Source organism: Providencia sp. PROV130 (genome assembly GCF_028482225.1).
Taxonomy (GTDB): domain Bacteria; phylum Pseudomonadota; class Gammaproteobacteria; order Enterobacterales; family Enterobacteriaceae; genus Providencia; species Providencia rettgeri.
Genome location: NZ_JAMPQC010000025.1, coordinates 69,243 through 92,544, shown reverse-complemented (window position 1 = coordinate 92,544; position 23,302 = coordinate 69,243). Strand labels below are relative to the sequence as shown.

General features: G+C 46.7%; 26 protein-coding genes. 4 read left to right on the top strand and 22 right to left on the bottom strand.

Annotated elements, in window-relative coordinates; all coding sequences use genetic code 11:
• Positions 1 to 2: 2 nt before the first annotated feature.
• From PSF28_RS17565 to PSF28_RS17505, 13 genes are all read right to left on the bottom strand, one after another.
• Entirely contained in the window at positions 3 to 512 is a 510-nt protein-coding gene (locus PSF28_RS17565) for a hypothetical protein (RefSeq protein WP_094962186.1), read from the bottom strand.
• A 36-nt stretch (positions 513 to 548) separates the two neighbouring features.
• Entirely contained in the window at positions 549 to 938 is a 390-nt protein-coding gene (locus PSF28_RS17560; protein WP_094962187.1) for a hypothetical protein, read from the bottom strand.
• Positions 939 to 973: 35 nt separating this feature from the next.
• Positions 974 to 1,234, bottom strand: a complete 261-nt coding sequence (locus PSF28_RS17555; protein ID WP_094962188.1) for a hypothetical protein — start codon at positions 1,232 to 1,234, stop codon at positions 974 to 976.
• A 43-nt stretch (positions 1,235 to 1,277) separates the two neighbouring features.
• Entirely contained in the window at positions 1,278 to 1,505 is a 228-nt protein-coding gene (locus PSF28_RS17550) for a hypothetical protein (RefSeq protein ID WP_094962189.1), read from the bottom strand.
• 3 nt (positions 1,506 to 1,508) lie between these two features.
• Positions 1,509 to 1,823 (bottom strand): hypothetical protein, encoded by a 315-nt coding sequence (locus PSF28_RS17545; protein ID WP_094962190.1) that lies wholly within the window; start codon positions 1,821 to 1,823, stop codon positions 1,509 to 1,511.
• 60 nt (positions 1,824 to 1,883) lie between these two features.
• Positions 1,884 to 2,369 (bottom strand): hypothetical protein, encoded by a 486-nt coding sequence (locus PSF28_RS17540; RefSeq protein WP_094962191.1) that lies wholly within the window; start codon positions 2,367 to 2,369, stop codon positions 1,884 to 1,886.
• A 98-nt stretch (positions 2,370 to 2,467) separates the two neighbouring features.
• Positions 2,468 to 3,712, bottom strand: a complete 1,245-nt coding sequence (locus PSF28_RS17535) for a VWA domain-containing protein (RefSeq protein ID WP_240704988.1) — start codon at positions 3,710 to 3,712, stop codon at positions 2,468 to 2,470.
• Positions 3,713 to 4,338: 626 nt separating this feature from the next.
• The gene (locus tag PSF28_RS17530; RefSeq protein WP_094962193.1) at positions 4,339 to 5,610 is read right to left on the bottom strand and encodes a DUF3150 domain-containing protein; all 1,272 of its coding nucleotides are present in this window, start codon (positions 5,608 to 5,610) and stop codon (positions 4,339 to 4,341) included.
• 94 nt (positions 5,611 to 5,704) lie between these two features.
• Positions 5,705 to 6,589: an AAA family ATPase gene (locus PSF28_RS17525; RefSeq protein ID WP_272671830.1), complete on the bottom strand. Its 885-nt coding sequence runs from the start codon at positions 6,587 to 6,589 to the stop codon at positions 5,705 to 5,707.
• A 246-nt stretch (positions 6,590 to 6,835) separates the two neighbouring features.
• Complete coding sequence (locus PSF28_RS17520; RefSeq protein ID WP_094962195.1) at positions 6,836 to 7,210, bottom strand: hypothetical protein; 375 nt, start codon at positions 7,208 to 7,210, stop codon at positions 6,836 to 6,838.
• Between the two features lie 367 nt (positions 7,211 to 7,577).
• The gene (locus PSF28_RS17515) at positions 7,578 to 8,693 is read right to left on the bottom strand and encodes a lambda-exonuclease family protein (RefSeq protein WP_136135147.1); all 1,116 of its coding nucleotides are present in this window, start codon (positions 8,691 to 8,693) and stop codon (positions 7,578 to 7,580) included.
• Positions 8,694 to 8,751: 58 nt separating this feature from the next.
• The gene (locus tag PSF28_RS17510; RefSeq protein WP_094962197.1) at positions 8,752 to 10,275 is read right to left on the bottom strand and encodes a recombinase RecT; all 1,524 of its coding nucleotides are present in this window, start codon (positions 10,273 to 10,275) and stop codon (positions 8,752 to 8,754) included.
• A 66-nt stretch (positions 10,276 to 10,341) separates the two neighbouring features.
• Positions 10,342 to 11,028, bottom strand: a complete 687-nt coding sequence (locus tag PSF28_RS17505; RefSeq protein ID WP_094962198.1) for a single-stranded DNA-binding protein — start codon at positions 11,026 to 11,028, stop codon at positions 10,342 to 10,344.
• 143 nt (positions 11,029 to 11,171) lie between these two features.
• Here PSF28_RS17505 and PSF28_RS17500 point away from each other — a divergent pair, with 143 nt between their 5' ends.
• Both PSF28_RS17500 and PSF28_RS17495 read left to right on the top strand, forming a co-directional pair.
• Positions 11,172 to 11,333, top strand: a complete 162-nt coding sequence (locus tag PSF28_RS17500; RefSeq protein ID WP_165568267.1) for a hypothetical protein — start codon at positions 11,172 to 11,174, stop codon at positions 11,331 to 11,333.
• Between the two features lie 371 nt (positions 11,334 to 11,704).
• Entirely contained in the window at positions 11,705 to 11,965 is a 261-nt protein-coding gene (locus tag PSF28_RS17495; RefSeq protein ID WP_094962199.1) for a hypothetical protein, read from the top strand.
• Between the two features lie 66 nt (positions 11,966 to 12,031).
• On the opposite strand, the gene PSF28_RS17490 is transcribed toward PSF28_RS17495, so the two are convergent.
• On the bottom strand, positions 12,032 to 12,628 hold the full coding sequence (locus PSF28_RS17490; RefSeq protein WP_094962200.1) for a hypothetical protein: 597 nt from the start codon (positions 12,626 to 12,628) through the stop codon (positions 12,032 to 12,034).
• A 521-nt stretch (positions 12,629 to 13,149) separates the two neighbouring features.
• Between PSF28_RS17490 and PSF28_RS17485 the strand changes: the two genes are divergently transcribed.
• Together PSF28_RS17485 and PSF28_RS17480 are read left to right on the top strand one after the other, a co-directional pair.
• Positions 13,150 to 13,896, top strand: coding sequence for an AcaB family transcriptional regulator (locus PSF28_RS17485; RefSeq protein WP_131680365.1), 747 nt, complete (start codon positions 13,150 to 13,152; stop codon positions 13,894 to 13,896).
• Positions 13,897 to 14,037: 141 nt separating this feature from the next.
• Positions 14,038 to 14,571, top strand: a complete 534-nt coding sequence (locus tag PSF28_RS17480) for a tetratricopeptide repeat protein (RefSeq protein WP_094962202.1) — start codon at positions 14,038 to 14,040, stop codon at positions 14,569 to 14,571.
• A 49-nt stretch (positions 14,572 to 14,620) separates the two neighbouring features.
• Here PSF28_RS17480 and PSF28_RS17475 read toward each other — a convergent pair whose 3' ends face one another.
• The 8 genes from PSF28_RS17475 to PSF28_RS17440 all read right to left on the bottom strand — a co-directional run bounded on the left by PSF28_RS17475 (position 14,621) and on the right by PSF28_RS17440 (position 23,017).
• The gene (locus PSF28_RS17475; RefSeq protein ID WP_131680436.1) at positions 14,621 to 15,661 is read right to left on the bottom strand and encodes a TraU family protein; all 1,041 of its coding nucleotides are present in this window, start codon (positions 15,659 to 15,661) and stop codon (positions 14,621 to 14,623) included.
• Between the two features lie 41 nt (positions 15,662 to 15,702).
• Entirely contained in the window at positions 15,703 to 17,001 is a 1,299-nt protein-coding gene (locus PSF28_RS17470; RefSeq protein ID WP_239509711.1) for a TrbC family F-type conjugative pilus assembly protein, read from the bottom strand.
• On the bottom strand, positions 16,995 to 17,447 hold the full coding sequence (gene lepB / locus PSF28_RS17465) for a signal peptidase I (RefSeq protein WP_131680434.1): 453 nt from the start codon (positions 17,445 to 17,447) through the stop codon (positions 16,995 to 16,997). The genes PSF28_RS17470 and lepB overlap by 7 nt, the downstream gene beginning before the upstream one ends.
• An 89-nt stretch (positions 17,448 to 17,536) precedes the next feature.
• A complete protein-coding gene (locus PSF28_RS17460) occupies positions 17,537 to 17,812 on the bottom strand; it encodes a hypothetical protein (protein ID WP_272685417.1) in 276 nt (91 codons plus the stop codon).
• On the bottom strand, positions 17,809 to 20,298 hold the full coding sequence (traC, locus tag PSF28_RS17455; RefSeq protein ID WP_094962205.1) for a type IV secretion system protein TraC: 2,490 nt from the start codon (positions 20,296 to 20,298) through the stop codon (positions 17,809 to 17,811). Before traC ends, PSF28_RS17460 begins: the two co-directional genes overlap by 4 nt.
• A gap of 23 nt (positions 20,299 to 20,321) precedes the next feature.
• Positions 20,322 to 21,065 carry a DsbC family protein gene (locus PSF28_RS17450; RefSeq protein WP_094962206.1) on the bottom strand — a complete coding sequence of 248 codons (744 nt, stop codon included), beginning with the start codon at positions 21,063 to 21,065 and terminating at the stop codon, positions 20,322 to 20,324.
• A 411-nt stretch (positions 21,066 to 21,476) separates the two neighbouring features.
• Positions 21,477 to 22,013, bottom strand: coding sequence for a type IV conjugative transfer system lipoprotein TraV (gene traV, locus PSF28_RS17445; RefSeq protein WP_239509712.1), 537 nt, complete (start codon positions 22,011 to 22,013; stop codon positions 21,477 to 21,479).
• Between the two features lie 2 nt (positions 22,014 to 22,015).
• Positions 22,016 to 23,017 (bottom strand): TraB/VirB10 family protein, encoded by a 1,002-nt coding sequence (locus tag PSF28_RS17440; RefSeq protein WP_272685416.1) that lies wholly within the window; start codon positions 23,015 to 23,017, stop codon positions 22,016 to 22,018.
• Positions 23,018 to 23,302 lie beyond the last annotated feature (285 nt).

The following is a 23,302-nucleotide window of genomic DNA, read 5'->3' as shown; positions in this document are numbered from 1 at the left end:
AATCACTGAAACAGGCGTGCTTTTAATCCATTACTGAAACGAGAGTAGACACCACCAAAGAGCGTGTCTTTGAAAACGTTCTGCTCTTCATCATCAGATAAAACAGCTTCAGCCATCTCCACAATACTCACCAACATCTGTGCGCAGAATATGTTTTTCTTAAACAATTCCAGGTACAGGCTAGTATGTATGACACCGTTCAAATCCAACGCCAGGTTAATCAATAATGCTTGATTAATACTCAGAGACGGACAGTCAGGGTCATTGTAAGATTGCGTACCCACACCAATTCGGTTCATCGCAAGCAACGTCCGAACTTCGCCTTCTAAATCAGCAAAGCGATGATTGATGTCGATATAGGTTTCTTCATTAATAACCACTCCTTGATAATCGCGCAAATCAGAACCGCGCGAATAATCTTCTTCATCAACGGGCACAATTTCCAGCAGGATGTTGCGAACAGCGATTGGGAAGGTAGTGGTGTAGCGATTATCAGAGGTAACGTAACGCATGAGTAATACTCCTGTAGATAAAAATGATAGTTATGATCACCAAACACTTTGTTCTTTCATGAACTCGGGCTCATGTGCCACGAAACGAATAGCCTCAGCCATCGTTGAGTCGAAGAACTTGGAACACAATTCTCGGCCAAGCATGACTATCTCTTTTTTGAGAAGGTCAAGGCTTTGGTCGGAGAAACGGCCACATGCACAACAATACGCAAAACGCGTCGCCAGCTTTAACACCTGGGATTCGTTTTGGTTAACACCAAACGCAGTATTGGCAATGCCAAGTCCACGATCATTAAGCAGCTTCACAGTCAGCATATCGGAATGAATTAACGCCAAATCAGCTTGTTCTTGAACATCAGAAGTAGGCCAAAGGGGCATATTCTCAGATACGAAACCGTAAATGCTCAATTCAACAGAATGAGACATACGTACCTCTTTAATAGATTTATGAATTTAGGAAGTTAAAAAATACCGGGTTTGCAACGGGCCAAAGCGGCCAAGATGCGTTCGCGAGCAGGGGAAGGGCTAACAGTTGCCTGAATACCTTCAATCCAATCCTCAACCGGTATGCGGGTGAATTTGTCGTCTGTATTGCGGATACGAAATGCAATCACAGCCCAACGTGATAAAGCATATTTAACACAAGCCTCATCACCGGGAACGACAACGCCACGCAGTTTTGCGGAGGCGTTATTGTATTCAATCAATGCACAAGCACTCATACAGTTCACCAAAACGAAAGACCCACGAAGGGGCCTTTGCTTTTCAGAAGTTAATATTATCGTTTACTGCGACGGGAATAGGTTCCTCATGTGCAGCGATATCTATGAAGTTAAAACGTTTAATGTCGGTGGCGCGAAGCACTTTGCCAGTAGAGAGCACAAATGTCTCAACGTCAGCGTGGCGACTATCAGGCCAGGACTGAGCTATTGAGGTTTCACGGATTAAAAATGACCGTTTGTTTGACGTGAAAGACACGTAAGGTATCAGCATGGCTTAACCCTCGGAGTCCATCAAACTATAGCCGTAATTTGTTAACGTATTTACTAAACACAGTGCGTCAACGGTCATGTACGGCCACCAATTACCCGCTTCATCACGGAAAAAGTGTATTTCCAATGAATCTGGGGCCATTGGATGGTACGTATTGATCACGAAAGACTCTTCAAAAACAGGCAGGGTTTCAAACAGACTAACACTACGCCTTGGTGAATTGTCATGCACGTAACCAATGAGGTCATCAATCATTTTAACGGTAAAGCCGTTTTGTGGCTCCACGACAGAAGTATCAAAATTAATATATTTAGCCATGATGAATATCTCCAAGAGAAAGTAAAACGCTGACAAATGTCAGCGTTATTCTTTAAGCAGTTATGCACACTTCCGAGCAGCTTCAGCAGGGTAGTAGTGATAGAACGCTTTCTTGTATTTTTCGAAACCGCGACGCTGTGAATCAACGAAATCCATATTGGATGGCGCATCGTAATGGTTGGACTGAATCAAACGATCTTGTTCAGCCAAATCATGCTTCCAGCGGTGCAGAACACTCATACGAGTCTCATAGGGATCCAGTTTGGCAAAGAAACAGCAGCTTGTGAAAGAGCAAAGGTCTGACTGATTTTTATCAGAAAAGAACCAGAGAATTTCATCAATACGCTGTTCGATGTTACTTCTGGGAGCAGTCATTATGTACAGAGAATCACGGATAATTTCGTAAGCCATCTGTTGCGAATAACGCAGTTGATAACTGTCATCTTTGGCAGCGCAAATAGCTTCATAAGTCCGGTCGTCAGCTTCAAACAGGTCGTTGAAGGACAACTGATTTTCATGAGCAATTGCTTTTTTGGACATAGTCATTTCGATCACCTTTAATAGATTTAAAATAAATTTAGGAATTAAAAACCCGGCCCCATGCAAGGCAGGAGGCTTAGGGTTGGTTTAGGAAAGTTATAAAATTAACGAGTTAAAGCTTTGCGGGAGACCTCAAGAAGTTTTCCGCGAAGGGCAGAGACAGAACCAACAGCAACACCAGTGTCATCGAATAGAGAAGTCATAACGTTTTCATTGGCACCGCCGAAGCCAATACCAATTACAATCACACCTTCTTTTTTCGCGTCCTTGACCATCTGAACAACAGGTCCCGAGTTATCGGGCTTGCCATCAGTGACCACAACCATGACATGGCGATCAGCACGCGCGTTTAGCAAATCACTGAACGCAGGCCATAAAGCTTGTTCCAGTGGCGTGCAACCATTTGCGCTAATACCGAATTGTTTTGCGTTAACCGCAGCCCGGAAGCTTTGTTCACGCGCTTTTAGCAAGCCAACATTGTTTGTGGTTGCATGCGGGAAATGATAGGCCGAAGTCGAAACACCTTTGATGCCATCCAATGCAAAGAGCAAGGAGACAACAGCAGCTTCCGCTTCAACCATGTCAGAACCCAAGGAACTACTTGAATCAAGCAGAACAGTAAAGGCAGAGTTGAACTCAACAGCTTTGGATTTATGACGGAATAACTTGTTTTCTCCTAGAAGAGCCGAAGTCAGCCGACGCGTATCCAAAACACGACCAGTTTCTTTATGTGTACGACGAATTTGCTGCATACCCTGAAGAAGCCCATGCATTGACTGACGAAGGCCAGACGCAGCCTGAACACCTCGGAGAACCGAAGCTTCAGACGTTGCATGACGCTTAGCAGGAGCAATGCCGAACGGGGTGGCGGCAGGAGTGCGCTCACTTGGAGGAACAGTATCTTCAACACAGTCATTCAAACGCTCACCAGCACCTTTAATAACCACTTGGAGGTCATCGTCAGTGATATTGGCAAAAGGGTCTGAGTTGGCTGTTTTAGAAGATGAAGAGCTGGTTGAATCACCTGAGGAATCATCTCCGCCAGAAGCCGAGTTGTCATCATTATCAGGTTCATCACCAGGCTGATCAGCTGATCCTTGAGACGATTGGTCGCCTGAAGAATTACCGTCAGCATCAGCTTCGGAATCTGGACTCCCATTGTCATCGCCAGGCTGTGAGTTATCACTGCTTGGTTCAGACGAAGAGTCGTCATCAGTTCCAGAAGGCTGATCTTGTTGGTCTTGTTGATTTTCGTTAAAAGCATCTACTGCGAGATCGTACAGACGACAGGAAATATCCAGACAGTCAGCAATTGATGGCGCGTTAATCGCCAAACCGAGAAGGTCCATCGCGGTGTCAAACATGTTTTGTCCGAACAAGCGAATGAAGTCTGCTTGGGCTTGCTCAACAGGAATGTTCAGCGCGTGATAACGTTTGAAACCACATAGCAGCAAACCGTTGAGAAACGCTACAGCAGGATCATCAGTTGGTTGCGCATCTTCATTAAAAACAAAGTGATTTAACGCTTTGAGATATGAAGGTACACCAGGGAAACGACGTCCAATCGCACGTTCAATACGAAGGTCTTCGGTTATGTTTACCAGCTGATGAAGCACACTTGGGTTGTAGCCTTGTTTGGCGCGAGCAGGAATGCCTTCTACCAGAATAGGAAACTCTGTGTATTTGACATGAGCTGCTTCGTGAACCAAATAACCCAGAAGGACGTCAGACAACTCTTCAGCATCTTTATAAAAAGGAATGTTGATAGTGAATGAAGTACCTTGCTGAGAGGCATAAGCCGTAGAACCACCAACCGTAACTTTTACACCAAACTGATCACTCAGGGCGCGTGCAACGATAGGCAGCGAGTTATAAATACCCATACTTACCTCACAATAGATTTAATAGATTTAAAGGGACTAGAAACTGTCCAGAATTAAGGAATTAAAAAAGGCCCTCGAAGGGGCCTTAGAATTTAGAACAACATAATACCGTCATCATCTGAATCGACATCAGCAAACACCACAGTATCGAGTGTTTCGGAAGCCGGAGCGTTCAGATTTACAGGCTCAGCAGTTGGGTCGATAAACGAGCCAAGCATCGCGCTGTCATCAACAACTTCGATTGACTCAGCAGCCGGGGCAACTTCAACAGAAGCCGGTGTATTAGCCTCTGAAACAATGGGATCAGCAACAGGGCCAGCCGGTGGCAGGTCAGTTGGCAGATCAGCCAGGAAGTTATCATCAATCGTTTCAGCGACTGCAAATGCGTTAGTGTGTGTAACCACTTCAGCAGGAGCAGGGGCTTGTTCCAAAACCGTTTGCGCTGGTGGAGAAACCAAATCGGTAGATGGCAATTCAAAAGAATCGACAGCAACCAATGAGGCATCCAAACCAGAAGCAGCTTGCGGATTTGAAAACAACGAAACGAAGGACTTAGCAGCATGCGGGTCACGCAGGTTATTAAGAAGAGACAATGCATCGTTGTAGTCTTTACCGGTAATTTTACCTGTCAAAGGTAAGTTATCGAGGACTTGAGACATGTACTCACACAAACCTTCAACACTGGAGTCTATAAAGGATAACGTGCGAAACTTTCCTACAGCAACACGAAGAGGATTCAACGTGTGTTGCGAAATTGCATTGGGATTCAAATTCTTCAAATACCCTTCTGCAATAGACGAAACTTCTTCGTAGATTTCGTCCGCTAAACTTTTCACTTGGCCTGCAAAACCATCTTCAATGATGGCATTGCCGTAAGGGGTGATATGAATCGCAGTAAACCCAAATTGAATTTGAGCTTCCATATAGCCGATATCAATCGCCGCATCACGCAATAAGATTGCACGATACTTTTCCTCGAAAGAGTTGATCCAGCCATTAAAATCGGCTTTCAAAAACTCTTTTTTGTAGGCATAAAACTCTTGCTTAACGTCATTCAAACTACTGATAAGTTCATTAACCTTGTCGGTAGGGATAGCATAGCCACCCATAAAGCGAATCCCGACACCCTGACATAAGCTATGAGCTTTAGTCTTTAAACGTTCAAACGGGTTAATGAGTTTCGGGTCAATGACTTTTTTGGAACCGAGAGACACCATAACATCCGGTGGCAAATCGGCACCAACACCAAAATCTTCTTTCTTCAGTTTCTTACGACCGCTAATACCCGAAATATCAGAAAGAGAGACCAGGATCAGTTGTTCAAGGACTTGGTTGTTAGCTTGAGTTGGAGTGTTGATAGACATAATAATTACCTTATTTAATAGATTTAAGAAATTAAAAAGGCCCGAAGATGGGCCGATATTTAGAGAGTTATATTCAGAGAGGCTTTAGCGAGGCTTAACCGAAAATGGCTTTGAGGATGGCGTGCAGAGCACGTTTATCATCAGCACCAGCGCGGTTACCGATTTGCAGGTCGAAAGAAAATTGCAGAGCATTAGGCATTTTAGCCTGCTGCATCAGCGAGAAACGTTCAACCCAAGCAATCAGAGAGCGTGTAGAGCAAGTAACAGACAAACGCGTGTCTGGCGAAACAGTGGGGACGTTGATAGCAGAGCCATCAGCGGGCTGGTTAAAATCACCAGCGATATCACTGCCGACAAACAACTTACGAATGGTGTTAGCCACGTCAACTAACTTAGCGGCAAGAACCTTTTCAGAAATAAACTTTTGAATTAACGAGGTTTCAACGTCTTTCGGCATGTAGTTGGCGTTGATGAACATGTAGCGATCAAGGTTCGCTACGTTCAATACCTTTACACCACCGTAGACACCCGTTAAGTCACCCTGGCCGATAGAGTTGGCAGTAGCGACAAATCGGAAGTTAGGATGCTTTTTGATCACTTCATTGGTTTCAGGAATAACAAGATTCCCACCCTCCAAAATAGCGTTAAAAGCGTTAGCACAGCTTGGGTCTAGTTGGTCATATTCGTCTAAAAGAAAAATAAGGCCAAACTTGTAAGCCAGTGCCAGAGGACCATAAAGGAAGTCTGTACGGGTATCACCGGTCATTTTGTCACAAACGAGACGAAGACCACCGACAAGACTATTAATGTCCAAATCCTGTGAAGCCGTTGTTTTCATCAAAGGCCAGTTCAGTCGTGCAGCAACTTGCTCGACAATACTGGTTTTACCGCAACCTGTTGGACCAGAAATCCAAAGCGACTGACCTTGGGGGTAGTTAATCCACATCAAGACAGAAGCACGCAGGGAGGGCTCAAACACGTAGTTATTGTTTCGGGTAGGAATGGCCGCACTGAATGCGTTATCCGGAGCGAAACCTGCATACGGTTTAACTTTTACTGTCGAATCCTTTGGAATGACAACGCCGAATAGCTCCGGAGAGATAGCAACGTTACGAACCAGGGCATCAGCAGATAAAGTAGTGTTAAAAGTAGTCATGAAAGTAACCTCATTAATTTAGATAGATTTAAAAAATTTAGGGAGTTTAAAAAGTGAAGAGTCGTTGTATTAAGCGGCAGGAGAACAGCAAACCAGATTGGAATGCGTGTACCGGCTACTCATTTGTCCTTGTTCACAGACAATCGACTTAGGTGCATAGGTGGCATACGCCTTGATTCCACGCTCAGAAAGCGAAGAGATCAGGGTAGGCATAAAGTAGGTTTTGGCATAAACCAAAACACCTTCAGCTTGGTGACGAGAACAAAGCAGCAAAGCGATATCCGCAAGGTCGTCGGCACGTTGTTGCATTAACGAAACAGTAGGGCAGTCATTGAACGAGAGCTTTTCACGAATAACTTGTGAAATGTTACGTTCAACATCAATCACACCCATTTCGCGTTGTGCGTCGGATGCTTTATATGCAGTCAGATTAACGATAAACATGGAGAGACTCCTGAAATTAATAGATTTAAAAGGTTTAAGGCCTCAGGAAAGAGGCGAGATTTAATGTATTGCAAAGTTCCAGTAGAGTGACTGGAGGCACTTGTAGTTCTCAGCATGAGAACGAAACACCGTTTTCGACGCATAAAAAAACCCGCAGCTTAAAAAGCAACGGGCTATCGAATTTGGTACAGATATGCGTGTGCCGTGTGAATGAGATTAAACGCATTCAGAAGGGCGATATGGCCGAAATTAGGTGTTTAGGGGCGAGATGCCAGAAGTTAGGCGGTGTGTACCGCACCGCTACAATAATCAATTGCGCGCACAAGGTCAACAAGAAAAAACCCGACCGAAGTCGGGTGTGTATGAGTTAAAACAACAACAAGGCGGTATCAGCAACATCAGGCAGTGCATCACCTTCAGCAACAATAGGTTTGAAGGCTTCAGGTGGAACATAAACGCTATCCTCAGGGGAGGCGTCATATTCATACACTGACAAAGTGGAGCGTAACGATTCCTGGGTGACACAATCAGGATACTGTTCAGCAGTAGCATTAAGACGCTCTGAGATCATTTTCCAGTTTGTACGACCTTTGACTTTACTTTCCAGATAGCGAAAACCAAATCCGTCAATGCGAATAGGGTCATTACTATTAAACCCAAGACCTATTGCCAGACCTTGAATAGACGCCTTAAGCGTTTCTTCGAGATCAGACAGCTGGGCTTTTACGGCCTCAAACTCAACTTCTTTGGCGCGGACATTCGCAACTTGACGGCGGATATCAGCAATACGAGCAGAGAGGTCATCGGGAGCAGTAAATTCACTGGTCTGAGCCAAAATTTCAGCATCAGAAATCAGCAGGATGTCTTGCTGTTTATCAAAAGCCGGAGCGACCTTTTCCTCTAAACGTTCCCAAAATTCTTTGCATGCAGCAAATAAGCGGTTGAAAGCAGTTTGGTTTGGTTTGATGAGGAAAATCTTCGGCTGATCTTTAGCGGACCAAAAAACGAGATAAGCTTGTGGGGCACCTGTTACGAATAGTTGGTGCTGAACCTGCCAGAAGTAATATTTAAATTCCGGCGAAGCTGAACCTTGTTCAAGGATGGCTAAATGTTTTTTCTCAGAGAGATTCTTGATTTCCAGTACGGAACGGTCATCGAGCTGTCCATCAAGCGAAGCTATCATGAACGGATACTTGGCATGTCGAACGCAAAAAGGTGAAGCAATTTGCCCCAACTCATTTTCACAGTATGACCGCGCAAGCGCTTCGAGTTTGTTACCGGCATCTACCTGCTTGATAGCAGATAAATCTTCAGATGCAAGCAAGCCTGCATACTGAAGGTACAACTGATAGGGCGTTTTCATTGCACCAGGCGCACCCATAAGAATAGGGGAGCATGTTGCGGTAACACCGGTTCTACGCCATTTGTGCCACTCAGGAGTTCCTTGTTCAATATCGACAATTTCACAGATTGAATCAGACATACGATCACCATAAAAATTTATAAAATTAAAAAAACCGGCAAAAAATGCCGGTTATGTTTTATGCCGCTTTAGCCGTAGAAATCAGTTCGCACAGCATCTCTTTGAGACCCTTGTGTTTGACTGAATTTAAGGCTGACTCAAGTTCGTCGAATTGACCGGACTGAAGAGCTTGGGAGTAAAGCACTTGCATTGAGTTAGTTTCGACCTCAACAGAAGAAACCCACTGTGTTGCACTGGCTTTAAACTCACCGTCAGCGAGACGATTAACAAAGTCATTTGCGATCCCAAAATCACACTGGTGAATGGACTCAGAAACTTTTGCACTGAGCAGATCACGGCGCGATTGTTCCAGTTGACGTTTTGCGTAAACCAATTCGCTGTCATTGAAGGAAAAAGCATCTTTCAGTTCTGCGATCATGGTTTCGTAAGCCAGCGTTTTTTCAGCGCGAGTCACGAGTTTTGCAATACGTTTGAAACTGCTTTGACGAACACCAGGAATATCAGACATCGGAACTTGAAGTTCTTCTGGCTGAGAATCACCAGCAGTTGATTCCGTTTGAACATCAACGGAAGCAGACTGAGGTTCCTGCATAACAGGCTGTGACTCCTGTTCAGGAGTAGTGACGTCATTATGAGCAACAACTTCACCCTCAATAACACTGTCATCGGCAGCATTAGCCTGAGATGAAGCAACGTCATTGTTAGCAGCCTGAGCAGCTTGACGTTGAGCCATTTCAGCAGCAGCAGCTTCAACAGGGACATGAGCGGAAGATTTGAACCCTTCTTCACCGTAGGTATTGAGATAATCAATCACTGCGCTGATCCGAGTTCGATTGCCTGGGATTAAATGAACGGTTTGTTTAAGGGCGGATTTAAGAACCATTTTCCACGGGAAGGTTGTCCACGGGGAAGACGCTCTTTTATCCACTTTTTTCCAGGATTCAGACACTGCACGAGCAGCAGCTAAATCTTCTACAGTTACGAAGTAAACGAGGTTGCGGCCATCACGCATGAGAAAATCCACATAGACACCACGGAAGTTACCACGAGCGCCTAAGGTGCCTTTATCCGTTACCGTCAGAATTAAATCTCCTTTGCTAGCAAAGGGGTCAAACTCATGAATCGGACTTTGACGACGACCTTGTGGTTTAAATACTGCATCTTTCTCAAACACCAATTCAGCAACAATATCCTGGCAGAGCCCTTCATCTGTAGCCATTTTAATGAGGCCGAGATAAGAAACATCCAAGATCACTCGATTATTTCGCGGAACCAGATAAGCCAGTTTCTGCGAAGGGTCGAGCGTCAAACCGGAACTCGCTAACTGTAAAAACGCGGTCTCGAAAGAACGCGGGTTAGTCAACGCAATTCCAGTGAGGTAGTCACTGTTGTTAATGATGTGCTTAGCAAACACACACTCTCTCTGGAAGGAGATATTTGGGTGCATTGCAGCCTTTTCAAACTGACTACCTAGAGTCATCATGTGACGGGTCACAGTATCAACCCTGACAGTGATGTCAGTGTTGGCTCTTTTCGCGTTATTGTTGTCATAAACGCGACGGCTGTTGTTCGAATAAGACATGGTAATACCTCTTTAATAGATTTAAATAGAATGTTTTCCGTAAGGCAGATATGAAAATGCCACCGATTAACCACGCATATCGGTATAGCTACCATTTACGACCGCAGCTCTTGCAGCAAGAATGTGATGCGTAGGACTTGCAGGAGAGACAAACGAACGTGGTTTAGGTGCAGTAGTCGTTTCTTTCGAAACGGTAGCTGCAACATCCACAGGTCGGCTATTTACGGCTCTTTTAGCATTGGCTGATGCAATTGCAGCTTGATAGACTTCGCGGAATTTATTACCAACAGATTTAACCTCTTCATCGGTCATTTTCTGCCAAATCAACTCAGCTTCTTCACGTTTCTTCATTTCTGGAGAACGAGTCGGTTGCTGAGGCTGCGTTGCGGGTGTTACTGGCTCAATGTAGGACTGAGGTTTAGCTTCATTGACACGAGTATCGACAACCAAATTAGTGGCAATATCGTGGACATAGAAAACATGAAACTCAGTACGGTGAGTATCAACGCCATCTTTTACAAAGCGAACAGAGCGAGCAATGGCTTCGATAGAGATCTCAGAGTCTTTCTTGATGGTATTGTTGAGGAAGTCCGCAACGTTACCGAAAGCCTTCATAGAGTAGAACTCAGTAACTTTCTGTTTATTGATCGTCATTTCACAGCCTAAGCGGAAAAAGATAACTGAATCTTTACCGTTACGGGCAGGAGTGTAACGAGGGTCAATAGCAACAGTACCTTTAGCTTTAGAGAACATAATTAATACCTCATTAATAGATTTAAAATATTTAAAAAATTAAGAATATTTTTGGCAAAAAAATGCCAACCACCTTGATTGGAAAACCAATAGGCAGGTAGAAGTTAGAAAGTTTGAGATACAAGGAAGTTAAGGGTAAAGCATTGACCAGTAGGATGACTGGCCGCATTGATATTCCTCAGCGTGAGGAAAAACACCGGTTCGACGCACAGCAAAAAGCCCGAAGCCAAAGGGCACCGGGCCGTCGAATTCTGTTTTGTAGGCAAGGGAAAGCCGTGAGAATGAATACAGGATCCATTCGTTGAGGCGCTGGTGGCCGAAATTAGGTGTTTTGGTTAAGGGCTATTGCCGGAAGTTATGCGAGTAAATCGCCAGAACAGAGTAAGCGATAGTAGCCACTGGGTCAATCAATAGGCAAAAAAAAACCCAGCATAGGCTGGGTTTCTTGGGAAGTTAAGATGATAAATGGCGAAAGGCCGCACGAAAATCAATGATAAGCAGCAGCTAACTGCATGTATCGACGATAAATGAAATCCAGAGAGGCTCGGTACGTAAAACCTTTGCAATAGCTCGTACCATCGAGGTGGACACAGACCATAAACGCGTCTTCAAGACGGTTTCGGTCTTTTTTCCTCAATCGGTTCTTATCAATGTTGCATGCAACGGAAGACAGCATTTGTTTAACTTTAGCCATCAACTTGAAGGCCTCAGCCCTGTTTTTAACACCGTATTCGCGAAGCGCAATGTCATCGTTTTGACTGATGCAAAGCGGACAATCATCAGCACCTTCATGGTTGCAGCAATGCCAACCACAATCTCTGCAATTGAGGGTATAGGTACAGCGGGAAGCATCAAAACCTTCCAACTGACAACGACTGCCGCAACGAATACAGGTTTCAAACGTAGAAGCTTTAACGATATTCATAAATCACCTTGAAATTAATAGATTTAAAAGAGTTAAAAGCCCAGAGAACTGGGCTTGTTTAGGAGAGATAAGTGAATATTAGCTAACAACTTCCATGATCCAGAGCCCACGACGCTTGTCTGTTTCAAGGTCGCGATAACCAGTCACATTACCTTTACGATCAAGAACCTGAGCTTTATTGGTACGCACTTCGGAGTCTTTCCAGAAAACAACCGTGTCACCAATTTTAGCACCAGAATTCTCAACGGCTTTTTTAAGCCCAATAGCCCAAACTTTATTTTGCCCTTCAAGTTCAACATAGAAGGACATATCGTTTGAGCGGTCATTTTTCCAATGAGCCATACCAAAAGAAACCAACTTACCCTCGTGCTCTGTGATAACAGTACGAGAAGGGCGTTTGGCGTTTGAAGCAGAGGAATCATCAGAATCGTCAGACTCATCAAGTTCGTCATCTTTAGAAGAGAAACGAGACATGATTTGAACAGCCAGAACAACAGCTGACAGAGTCAGACAGCCACAGGCAATGATTAAAGGAATAGTGGATTGCACAAATCCGGTTGTGTAAATATAAAAAGCAATACCAGCTGGCACTACGAACGATGCGTTTTTAGGACGCCAGAACAACGAGAGGAACATGCTAATATAAACAAAACCTTGCAATTCGAAAGAAGTCATAATATTCACCATAAATTTATATGCGAAGTCCGGCCACAGAGAAACACCCTGAAACGTGAAGATTCAATAGATGTAAACAAAGCGGAAGACGTCGTTAAAAACGACGTCTGAGCACAGACAAAACGCGGGATTTAAAAAAAGAGGAAGTTAACAATTTTTTTGGTTTGGATTGAGATCCAAAAATACCCTTTGGTAGGGCGGCAAGGTGACATGTTTTGTTCGAAGAACAAGAACACGTCAGAGATGCTCTGGCCTGATTGAGGCGTGCGAAACCCGTGAGGAAAGCCTTTTCGGCTACCAGGAGGTGGCGGTGTCTTCGCGCCAAAGTTACGGGTTCACGTTGGAAGTTATGCTGAGAAGGAGTTAGCCATCAGCTAGGCTGTTACAAAAGCCTACTTCAGATAATCGCCCAAATCAAGAACTGTTTTTCTTCCGCGAAACGCTGGCCTTTTCCCATGACTTGGCCGTTTTCATATGACTAAATAGCCAGGCTTAAATGCGACTAAATGTGAGGACAAATCATGGCAACGACAGAGAAGGCTAAAGTGACTGATAACGTTAAGCAGGATCAAAACAAACGTAACAACCGTGGCAACCGCCCCCGTAACACCGAGACCGGACAGAGCAAAGGGCAAGGGGCTGCGCGCGAACGCCGCGAATACTCCAACCCAGAGATCACGGTACCGTTCCAGCTGCAAACGCAAGAAGGCATTCGCATGCAGCAACGCCACTACAATCCAATGTCAAAGGCGCTGTTTAACCTGACCATCAACAGCACCAGCCTGGAGCGTCTAGGCGTAAAAGGCGCGATTGAACGCACCAAAAAGGCCGTAGGCGAAGTGTTGGCGGGACCTGAGAAAGAGATTAGCTCTGGCATTGCGGCGCTTAACAAAGTGCTAGACCAAGCCAAATCTTCAGGTAAGTCCCGTATCGAAGAAGTTTCCTATACAGCCCCGCGCGACTATAACATCCGCGTGCGCACGCCGGACGCCATGCGTGTCGTCCGAATGTTCCGTGGTTTTGACGAGCTGATCACTTTGCTCGACCGCCTGTGGCTGAACAACCTGTTCAACCAGGATGAAGTGGACGACTACAAAACCCGTCTGCGCGACAGTATTCGCGATATGGTTAACCTCCTTGACCGACACGCATCGGCCACTGTTAAAGAGCTGAACGACAACAATGGCAAAAATGCAGTAGCGGAGGACGGTGCAACTAGCGAACAAGCCGAAGTCATCGAACAAAAAGACGATAGTCCGACCCAGTAGTAACTCCCTCTCTGTTCGACCCCCTCACAAAGGCAGGCCACCCACCTGCCTTTTTCAATGGCTAATTGCAATTTGATAAAAATTTGTTAACGTTTAACCTATTCGTTGTTTGATTTTATTAAAAATAATAAATAGGTTTCTATGAAGAAGATAGCCATTGCTTATCTTACTGTCTCTCTGTGCCTTCCAGCCTTTGGGGCAAATACACAGCAAAAAAACACAAATCATCCGGCCTCTAATCAACTCATTAACGACCCGGAATATCTGTTTAAGGCAGGTTGGCGGTATTCTAATGAGGGGAAATTCGACCTTGCAGAGCAATCGTTTCTTAAAGCAGCCAAGCAAAACCATCTTAAATCCCAAGAGTCTCTAGCGTTACACTATTACTTCGGTAAAAGTGGTAAGGTCAATTACCGCTTAGCGGGGTATTGGTTTCACCAGGCTGCAAGTCAGGGATCCGCCCGCGCGGAATTCACATTAGGGGCTATGTATATAGACGGTGATGGATTTCCAAAAGATGTCGATTTCGGTATTTATCTGATTAATAAAGCTAGGATTAAAGGGTATAAACCGGCAGAAGAATACATAATAGCTTTTGAAAAACTGAAAGAATCATGCAGGCAGAGTCATTCTAAAGCATGTGAAAGGACGGAATCCCCTCTAATAACATGGTAATAAAAAACCCTTGTAGTGATACAAGGGTCTGATTCAATAAAACAATGTGTTAAATCGTCCGACAGCAATCCATCCATTGGAAGATCATGTACGTCGAATCCTGACCTTTCCCCGTTGGGTACCTGTACATGCCACCTTGCCACTGATAGGGGGATTCACCGACTTCGTGGCCTTCTTTGGTTTCCGGTGTCGGGCTGAACATATTCAGTTTGTATTGTTGCTTCGGTAGAGTTGGGTAGATCTTCGAGCGGCAAACAGTGTCATTCCCCATCGTTCGATACGCCAAACCACGACGATGCTCAACTGCAAGTTCGCGAATACCAGCCAGGCTGGTTGTCCGTGGCGTGTCCATGCTTCGTACCGATCCCGTTAATGGATATTGTCCACCCCAAGAGCCCGCACACCACCACAACGAATCCATTGGCTGCTTACCTGCAAATTGAGCCGCAGCCTCAAGGGCGCAAGCTTGCTGTGCGACAACGTTAGCCACCGCAGCCGATTCTGGATTCTGGAAGAAGGCTAAGGCTGTATTGTTCCAGGTTGGGTCTATCTCGGAGAAACTGACCACGTCAAAGTCACTGTATGGGTCGGCAGTACATTGCCCTGGCAAATACAGGTCAAGCATGCGCAGAAGTGGCAGGGCATACATGTGTGCGTTATAGAAACTGATCGAAAATTTATTACGGCGTTCTTCATCAGCGCCATCGGTTTGGATCCCGTACTGAAGGTTGTTTCCGAGGTTTAAGTTAACCCCACCCAACGATGACATGCAGCCCGGCGTGCGCGTCAGTTCGATGACTTTTCGGGGTTCCCACATTGCTGTCAGCACACCGGGGTGATATACCCCAAGCCCGTCTTGGCAGGCACAGGCCATGCCACCAGCCGCATTATCCGGCACTTTACCAGAGGGGCCCATTGTAATTCCGGCCACCTTGATTGGGAAGATACACCCCCAGCATACGTCGGTAAAAAGCTTGAAAGAAAGAAGCTGGTTATCACGACAAACTTCGTTGACCGCAGGTGCTGTCTCCGCCGTTTTGTCAGCCAGTGCATTGCCCGCAAAACATAAGGAAACTGCGGTGGCCGCCATCAGGTGCAAGCTGAATAATTTCAATTTCGTGTGTAGGGATTTCATTTTGCCACCTTTTGTGCGTAGTTGGCTTCAGGGTATTCGTTGATAATGAAGACCTTTCTGTCAGCAGTTACGACACTGGGCACCGCTTCAATCCCAAAGCGTTCAGACATACCAGGCTGGATCATGTAAAGGCGGGCTTTTTTACCATAATGTTGTGCAGCATCTTTGAAGGTATCCCAGCCATCACCGTAAACGTTGGTTGTGATCAGTATAGGGTTGATGCCCGGCTCCGTGTTTTCATATTCCTGGCGAGCAAAGTCACGTTGCCACGGCACGCTGGCATCAAACACAATCAGCTTTTGGCCGAAAGGTATCACATCCAATGGGTTGACCTTCCCTTTTTTCGCGACGACAACCCCTTCCGGCGTGACAATGTCCTGCGGAATGATCACCGTCGGGTCAATCGTGTGGGTCGCACGCCTCATAACGGTTGGGAAAGCTTCAAGCTCTTGGCGTTGGCGAGGCCAATAATTATTTAAAGCATCTTTTTTCATCTGATCAAAATCGAGGTTTTTCACGCCTTCCTCAATCATATCCAGTAGACTGCGCTCTACGACCTCTTTGGTTGGACCTGCGGTACCCAGCTTACCGGTTTTACCCTTTAGGAAGTCGATATTCGAGATACCGGAAACACTGGCAACAAATTCGCCGTCTTTCTCATGGATGATGGTCGGCACCGCCGTAACGGCATTATCTTTGAAAATGACCGGATCCAGATTAACTGTTACTTCTGCCCCTGAGTCGAGCACCAGTTGTTGCCAGCGAGTAAGCTCGTCCATTAATTTTGCTTTATCTGTAACGCCACGAATGACCAATGCAATATCTCTGCGGCCATTGTAGTCGGTCATCATGTCTTTAATTTCTTTATCAGACAGAGAGGCAGAAACCAACACATAGTAAAAATCGCCCGCCATTTTATTTTGTTTACCATCAGCGATATCCGCATCAGCAATCGCACCTGTGACAGCGTCACTTATCATTTCGTTATCTGAACGCGTTTCAGGCATTTTACGCAGCATTTCACGGTTATTTTCACGCGCCAACTTTGCATTTGCTTCTTCTTGTTTTTGTTGCTCTCTTGCCACGCGGATAAGGTTTTCAATATCGGCCTTTTCATTATTCGTAACTTCCACTGGGCGAGAGGGCAGATCTTTTCCCTGGAATCCGCTGGCTGGCCGAGAGGGCAAATCTGTCACAGACTGCGGCGCGGCATTGACAGAAAAGGCCATGCTACTAAGCACAGCCAATGAGATAAGCGTTTTGTGAAACGTCGCGATTTTTTGTTGAATTACCATATTGGGTAGGCCCTTCCTATGATTTGTGTTTCCGGCACCGTCCCCCAATAGCGAGAGTCGAAGCTGAGTTTTGTTCGGCCCATCAACCAGACCCGACCTTCTGGGATAACACCTTTACGAGTGAGTTCCTGAGGGGTGTGACCTGATTCATTGGCAAGCGCGAGGCCTTCACCGACCATTGAGCCGTTAACAGTGGTTTCCTCATCATTCACAGTGATGGCATCCCCAGCCACCCCATCCACCATTTTGATACCTTTCCCTGTCTTACCCATGTATTTCGAACTGAAAGCAAAGGTAGTGCCTTTGACGGGCTTGGTATCGCCCTTATCGACCAGATAAATTCGATAAGGTGGTAAACATTGGTTGTTCTGAGGATCAATACCAATTTCGAAGCGATGCAACACGTAATAACTGGATGGGGCGGAGACCGCCCCCACCAGCAACATCAGCAAAGCATGTTTTTTCCACGGGCGCTTCTGCTTATAAATCTTCTTCCAAAGCGAATTCACTGTGTCCTTAACCACGATACCCCCGGTTAGTTGCCTGACGAAGAAACGGTTTGCGGGATCTGCATGTAGGCAGGGTATTTGTATAACGCGGACTCATTAAGGATCATGTAACCTGCCTTCGCCATTGCTTCGGCGTGCGCATGAACCAGTTTGATTTGAGGGTCGCTGAGAACCTTTCCATTTGCCCCGGTATAACTGACAACGGCAATGTAGTCAGTCGGTGCAGCGGGAGGAACAAACCGCCCATACAGGGCGGCTCCCAGAAACCCGCAGAGTAATGAAACAACTGCGGTCTTAATCATGCGGCTTTACCTCGTTGTCGCTCTTCAAGAATGGAGTTGATGGCATCCTGAGTTGACATGCCTTGTGCTTTACGTTTTCGGATAGCGGCTACGTCGTCCGGTGCCGTCGAGTACAACAGCATGGAGAACGGATCCACTATAAGCCGACTAATTCCTTGGCCGGATTTGGAAATCACGTAAATTTCTGAGTAAACCCCTCGGCTCGAACGTACCGTCTTCAAGAAGCGATACCCCGCGTCATCCAGAGCCAGACGCTGGTGGTGTTGCGCTTCATTGACCGCAGATTCACTCTGACCCAGTAACAGCATAAACGCAGAGTTATCGGCGATAGATTTTCCGACGCTGTCTTTGTAAATATCGTTAATGGACTGAGTGATCGTAATGGCCGCGCCGTTGTATTTACGGAAGCGGCGATAACCTTTCTCAATGAACGCGCCGATGTTCCCTTTGAGCAATGCCCAAGCTTCGTCGATAACCACGATTTTCATCTGGCCGCGATCGCCCATGAACATGTCTTGCTGGATTTGGTAAATAAGTTGCAACAGTACAACCTGCTTCAGGTGCTCAGAACTTTCCAGGCGTGACAGTTCCAGAACCGTAAACGGGTTACGGAAGTCGATGTTGTTTTTGCCCACGAAGAATTTGCCGTACTGACCCCGGCTGGTGAATGGGTACAACTGGTGGCCCAAACGCTTGATATCGTTCTCTTCATCCGACAGCAGCGATTCCGCGACCATATCCACGGTAGTTTCTTTGCCATGTTTGCGGACGAGGTTGGCAACGTGCTCTTTCATACGGGCTTCTTCGAAGTCGTTCAGGCCAGCCTTAGGCGCAGCCATCACAGACAGAAGCCCGATGATCAAGTCTTCTTCACCGCCGTCTTCGTTATCGGGGTTTTCGCCGAAGTAGTCTTCAATCAGTTCAAAGAAGTTGAGGCACGGTTTCTTATCGGGATGGAAATCCAGATAGTCTCCGTTATAGGTCTCACAAATATTTTTGTAAGAATCACCGACGTCGATACACCAGACCTTCGCCCCCAAGCTGCGATAAGCGGTAATGATGTAGTTGGTTAAGAACGACTTACCAGAACCGGACTCTGCCGCAATACAGGCGTTGTAGTTGGTATCTGAGTCGAACAAGTCAAGCATCTGCACCTGGCCCGACCGGGAAGTCAGCATTAACGCCGGATTACTGGTCCCTTGCCAGTCAGCATAAAGCGGGGAAATAACCAATGCTTCACTCAGTGCCAGCGTGCGGTAACGACCCATCGACTTCTCTGCGCCAGCCTCGTTGAACATTGGCAGGGACGAAAGGAAAATCGGCGCAACAAAGTAGCTGTCCGGAATCATTTTGAACTGATAGGTGTTGAGGTAGCTGGCCGCTTCTTGGCTCGCTCGGAATACTCCGTCTTTAGAGTTGGAGAAGATAGTCACCGTGAATTTGGCTTTGCAGATCGGTTCGCCGTTGTCCAGCTTGTCGCTCAGCAGGTCGTAACCTTCACGAATGGTCTTCAAAGATGGGATCCACTTCACCATCGGCCCGTCGGTTTGCTGCACAATCCAGTTACGCTTTTGCGTGAACTTGGTCTTTGCGTTTTGCTGGTCAAAGAAGATCATGCTCATGGAGATAATGCAGGACGACTTAATGCCGGTTGCACCACTCATCATATCGCCGAGGAAGTATTGCGCCTGCCCTGGGAAGAACCGCTTAGGCAGTTTTTTGGCGCTCAGTGTGCGCACAAACGTCGTACCAGTGTGACGTTCACCACGCTGGTTTTCGTCTTCAGGACTGCCGAAAGCACAGTATTTATTGCGAATGAAAAACTCGCGATCAGGGTCAACCAGCTGTTCCGAGATCATCAAATCGTCTTGCACTTGCAGCGGATTACGGTCACGCCACGACGCCGTTTCCCCCTGATTCAAAATGGCAGACAGCACGTCGATGTAACGGTCTCGCGTCAGTGTAGCAGGGCACAACCCCATGATCCCCAACGTAGTGTCGAACGTGTTACGGAACTCAGAAATCAAGTTGAATTCTTCTTCCCGCATATCGTATTCGTTTTTCACTGGCACCTTCACCGTGATCAGCAACAAACAGTTGCGCACACGGGTACCTGTCCCCTTCATTGGATAGTCGGTGCTGTGAAGCAGGAACTTAGAACGGTTGTAAATGGCATCCCGCAATACTTCGTCATCGCAGTCCATGCGCAGAACGTCCATCTGATTAATTTTGCCAACGATGTTCGGGCTGGCAACCAGATCGAACTGCACAATGGTCTTCGCTGGGAAGTTGGACGACAGCAATGTTTGTAATTGCTGCATTTCTTTCCCACTGGTACCGGACAGCGGACGGCAAAGGAAGCCGAATCCGATATATTTATTGTCGCAGAGGAAAATATGGTTTTTCTCATCGTATGCCCGGACAGGGCACACATCCGAGAAGCGTTTGATAGACTTCAAACGCTGTATGATGATTGATTCGCTCATTCTAACCCCACAGAAAGAAGAACTTATTGACCAGCCAGGAAAGCTTTCAGACCCTGCTTAGGTGCGCCAATACTGAAGACACCGTCATCACGAATGATGAATGGCACCATACTGACACCTAATACCTGAGCTGTGATCGTGCGGCGGGCCAATGCCTGTAAGTCACAGTCTTTGACCTGGTCAAATTTGGTTTTTTCATGCGCGATGATGGCGCGGTCGGCACGATAGCGATCGGATGCACAGAACAATTCTTTATTGCGGATTTGGCTTGGTTCGCCGAGGGCTCCCAGAGACAGTACGTTAACGGTATATTCGTGCGGATCGAGATCAGCCAGCTGATTCAGGGCTGCGGCACAATACGCACAGTTCGGATCAGTGAATAAAATGGCTTTTTTCGGTCCGTCGCCCCAGACGGCAGGTTGTAAGTCAGCGATGTTCAGCTTCAACTCTTTGATCGGAATGATGCTTGCGTATTTGGTGATATCGTCAAGCGTGGTCAAGTCTTTCTTCGCCCAGGTATCGTACATCGTGCCTTTGAACAGGTACCGGCCATTTGACGACAACAGGTTGACTTTGCCGTCAACTTCCAGCGCAATTATGCCGTTGGTTGGCACAACGAAACGCTTAACGTCTTTGCTGTCCTTCGGTGCGTTCATAAAGGCTTTGTTGTTAAACACAGTATCCGCGTTCACATCTACACTGGCAAAAGCGGATGTGGCGAAGCTGGCGGAAAAAATCAGGGATAATACTTTTTTGCGTAGCGTCATTGGAGTGCTCCTGTGAATGAGGCTACATTTTCAATGGTGCAAAGACGGATTGACAGCGAAAAGGGCAGCAAAACGAGGCCGAAAACGGGTGGTTGTTTTGTTTCTTTTGGGAGGGAGTGTCAAAGAAAAGGGTAAGGCCGTTCGAGGGAGAACGGCCTTGCGCATGAATCCATTTACCAAATTGTCTGAGTGGGGTTTATCCAACGCGAGGGGTAAGTCACACATTGAATGTCAGCATTGGTAAAATTGCGGTATGGTTGCCATGCATTGATAATTTTAGTCTCATTTAATATAAATAGCAACGACACCCAGAATGAAAGAAAGCCGCGCTAGGCGGCTTTTATAATGCAACTGATTGTTTTTGAGGGGGAATGTCAAATCATTCAGTTTGCATTAATTTCAATTGAGGCATTATTTGGCCGGTGTTTGCGGGTTCGGTGCCGCCGCCACTGGAGCCGAATTCATTGGGCGAATCACGGCGCTGCGGGTCGCCGCATGTGAAGCTCCCACTTCCCAGCGACGTGGTTCAATCTCGGTGTACACATAGCCAGGAACGTTCAGGTCACCGTCTGCGGATTCGTAGGGGTCAACCAGCACTCGCATTACTTGTGCCTGAGTACGGATCGGCTGAGGGTTGGCCGTTGCGGCAGGAACAGGCACATATCGACCACCGGTTGCGACACCACCAGCACCAGCGTTACTTGCAATATTACCGCGCTTAAGATCTACAGGCTTTCCCGATAACTGTTGCTCAGAGACAGCATCAATACGCTCTTGGTAGTCGTCCCCATCGGTCAGCTGGTGGATATCACGGATGTTCATACAGGTTACGGCATTGGGCATCCCTTTACAGCCATATTCTGAATTACCATCCACCAGCGTACAGCCGGACAATGCAGCCAGACCAGCCGCCGCGACACAGATTGTTAAAAGACGTTTTTTCCACATAATTAGTGAGTCCCGTTGGAATTAAAAGTGGTAGGCGTTGTTTTGCCATTCGGTTTAACGCGGGTAAATTTCAGCGTCACACCTTTTTGAACGATAAAATCGACACTACGACCCGGATCAATTTCGATAACAGGGAACAAGTCACCGGCCATGTTCATGTAGAAGTCAGCCAGGCGATCTAATGCCCCACCCACGCCCGCGATGGCAGCCCCTTGAAGTGCCTCACTGCTCATCACCTGCTCATAAGGTGTGTTGTTTTTCTTGCTGCCGTTGTTATCACGGGTAACGTTGATGGTCGGAATACTTTGGACACTGAACAATGATGAAGCAGCCTGTAAGAAACCTGCGGTCAGTGCCTTAGCCAGGTATTGACCTTGTTTGGTCACCAGGCGACCACGGACACCTGCTTTACCATCCTCACCTACGGCATACGCATCCAGTGGAGATTCAAATACGGCACCGTCATCACGAATACAGGTGATCACCTCAGAGCGGAAGTAGCCACGTTCAGACGATAGCTCGCCAAAACCCGCAGCCAACAGGCCACACTCACGCACGTCAGCACGGAAGCGGTTTGGCAAGATGGCATCTTTCTTGATGCGAATAAGCGCCGGGTAAGGGTCTTTGCGCGCGTTTTGTGATGTGGGTGCATCCATACCTGAAATAAAGACACCACTCAGGATTGAAGTCGCTGGGAGGTAGGTTTGGAAGGCAGGGTCATCATCCGGGTCGGCGGCAGCGATCTCTTTAACGTCCTCATGTACAGAGATGATATCTGGCGTTGAGGGAGCTACCGCCTTGCCGTCTTTGCCTTTGGCGTTTTTATCTAACGCGAAGTCCGCTGGGTTAGGCTGCTGGGTATTTTCATACACACGCTGGAGCGTATCGTCGTTATTCAGGTTTTCGTGAACACTGTCGGACGTTAACTTTTCAACGCCTTGTTTTGCTTTATTATCCCCACTGTAGACGTCTTTCGAACGCACTGATTTGGAGTAAGGCAACACGGTAGTGCCTTCAGCAACACGTTTTTTCAGCTTCTCCTGTTCAATGCGATCGGTGCGCTGCTGTTGCTCAATAGCGACCAGGCGCTTGTTGATTTCATCTACGTTCAGGGACTTTTTCAAATCCGTGATGTTGCTGTTTTGTTTTTCAATCGCTTCGCCCAAAGAGCGCAGGCGTGCGGCGATTGCGTTCTGGCTAACTCCTTGGGTGTCGGTGTCAGTTAACACGCTGGAAATGACTTGCTCGGATGGCCCGCGCAACGCAGGTTTGCGCGATTCAGGCATAAG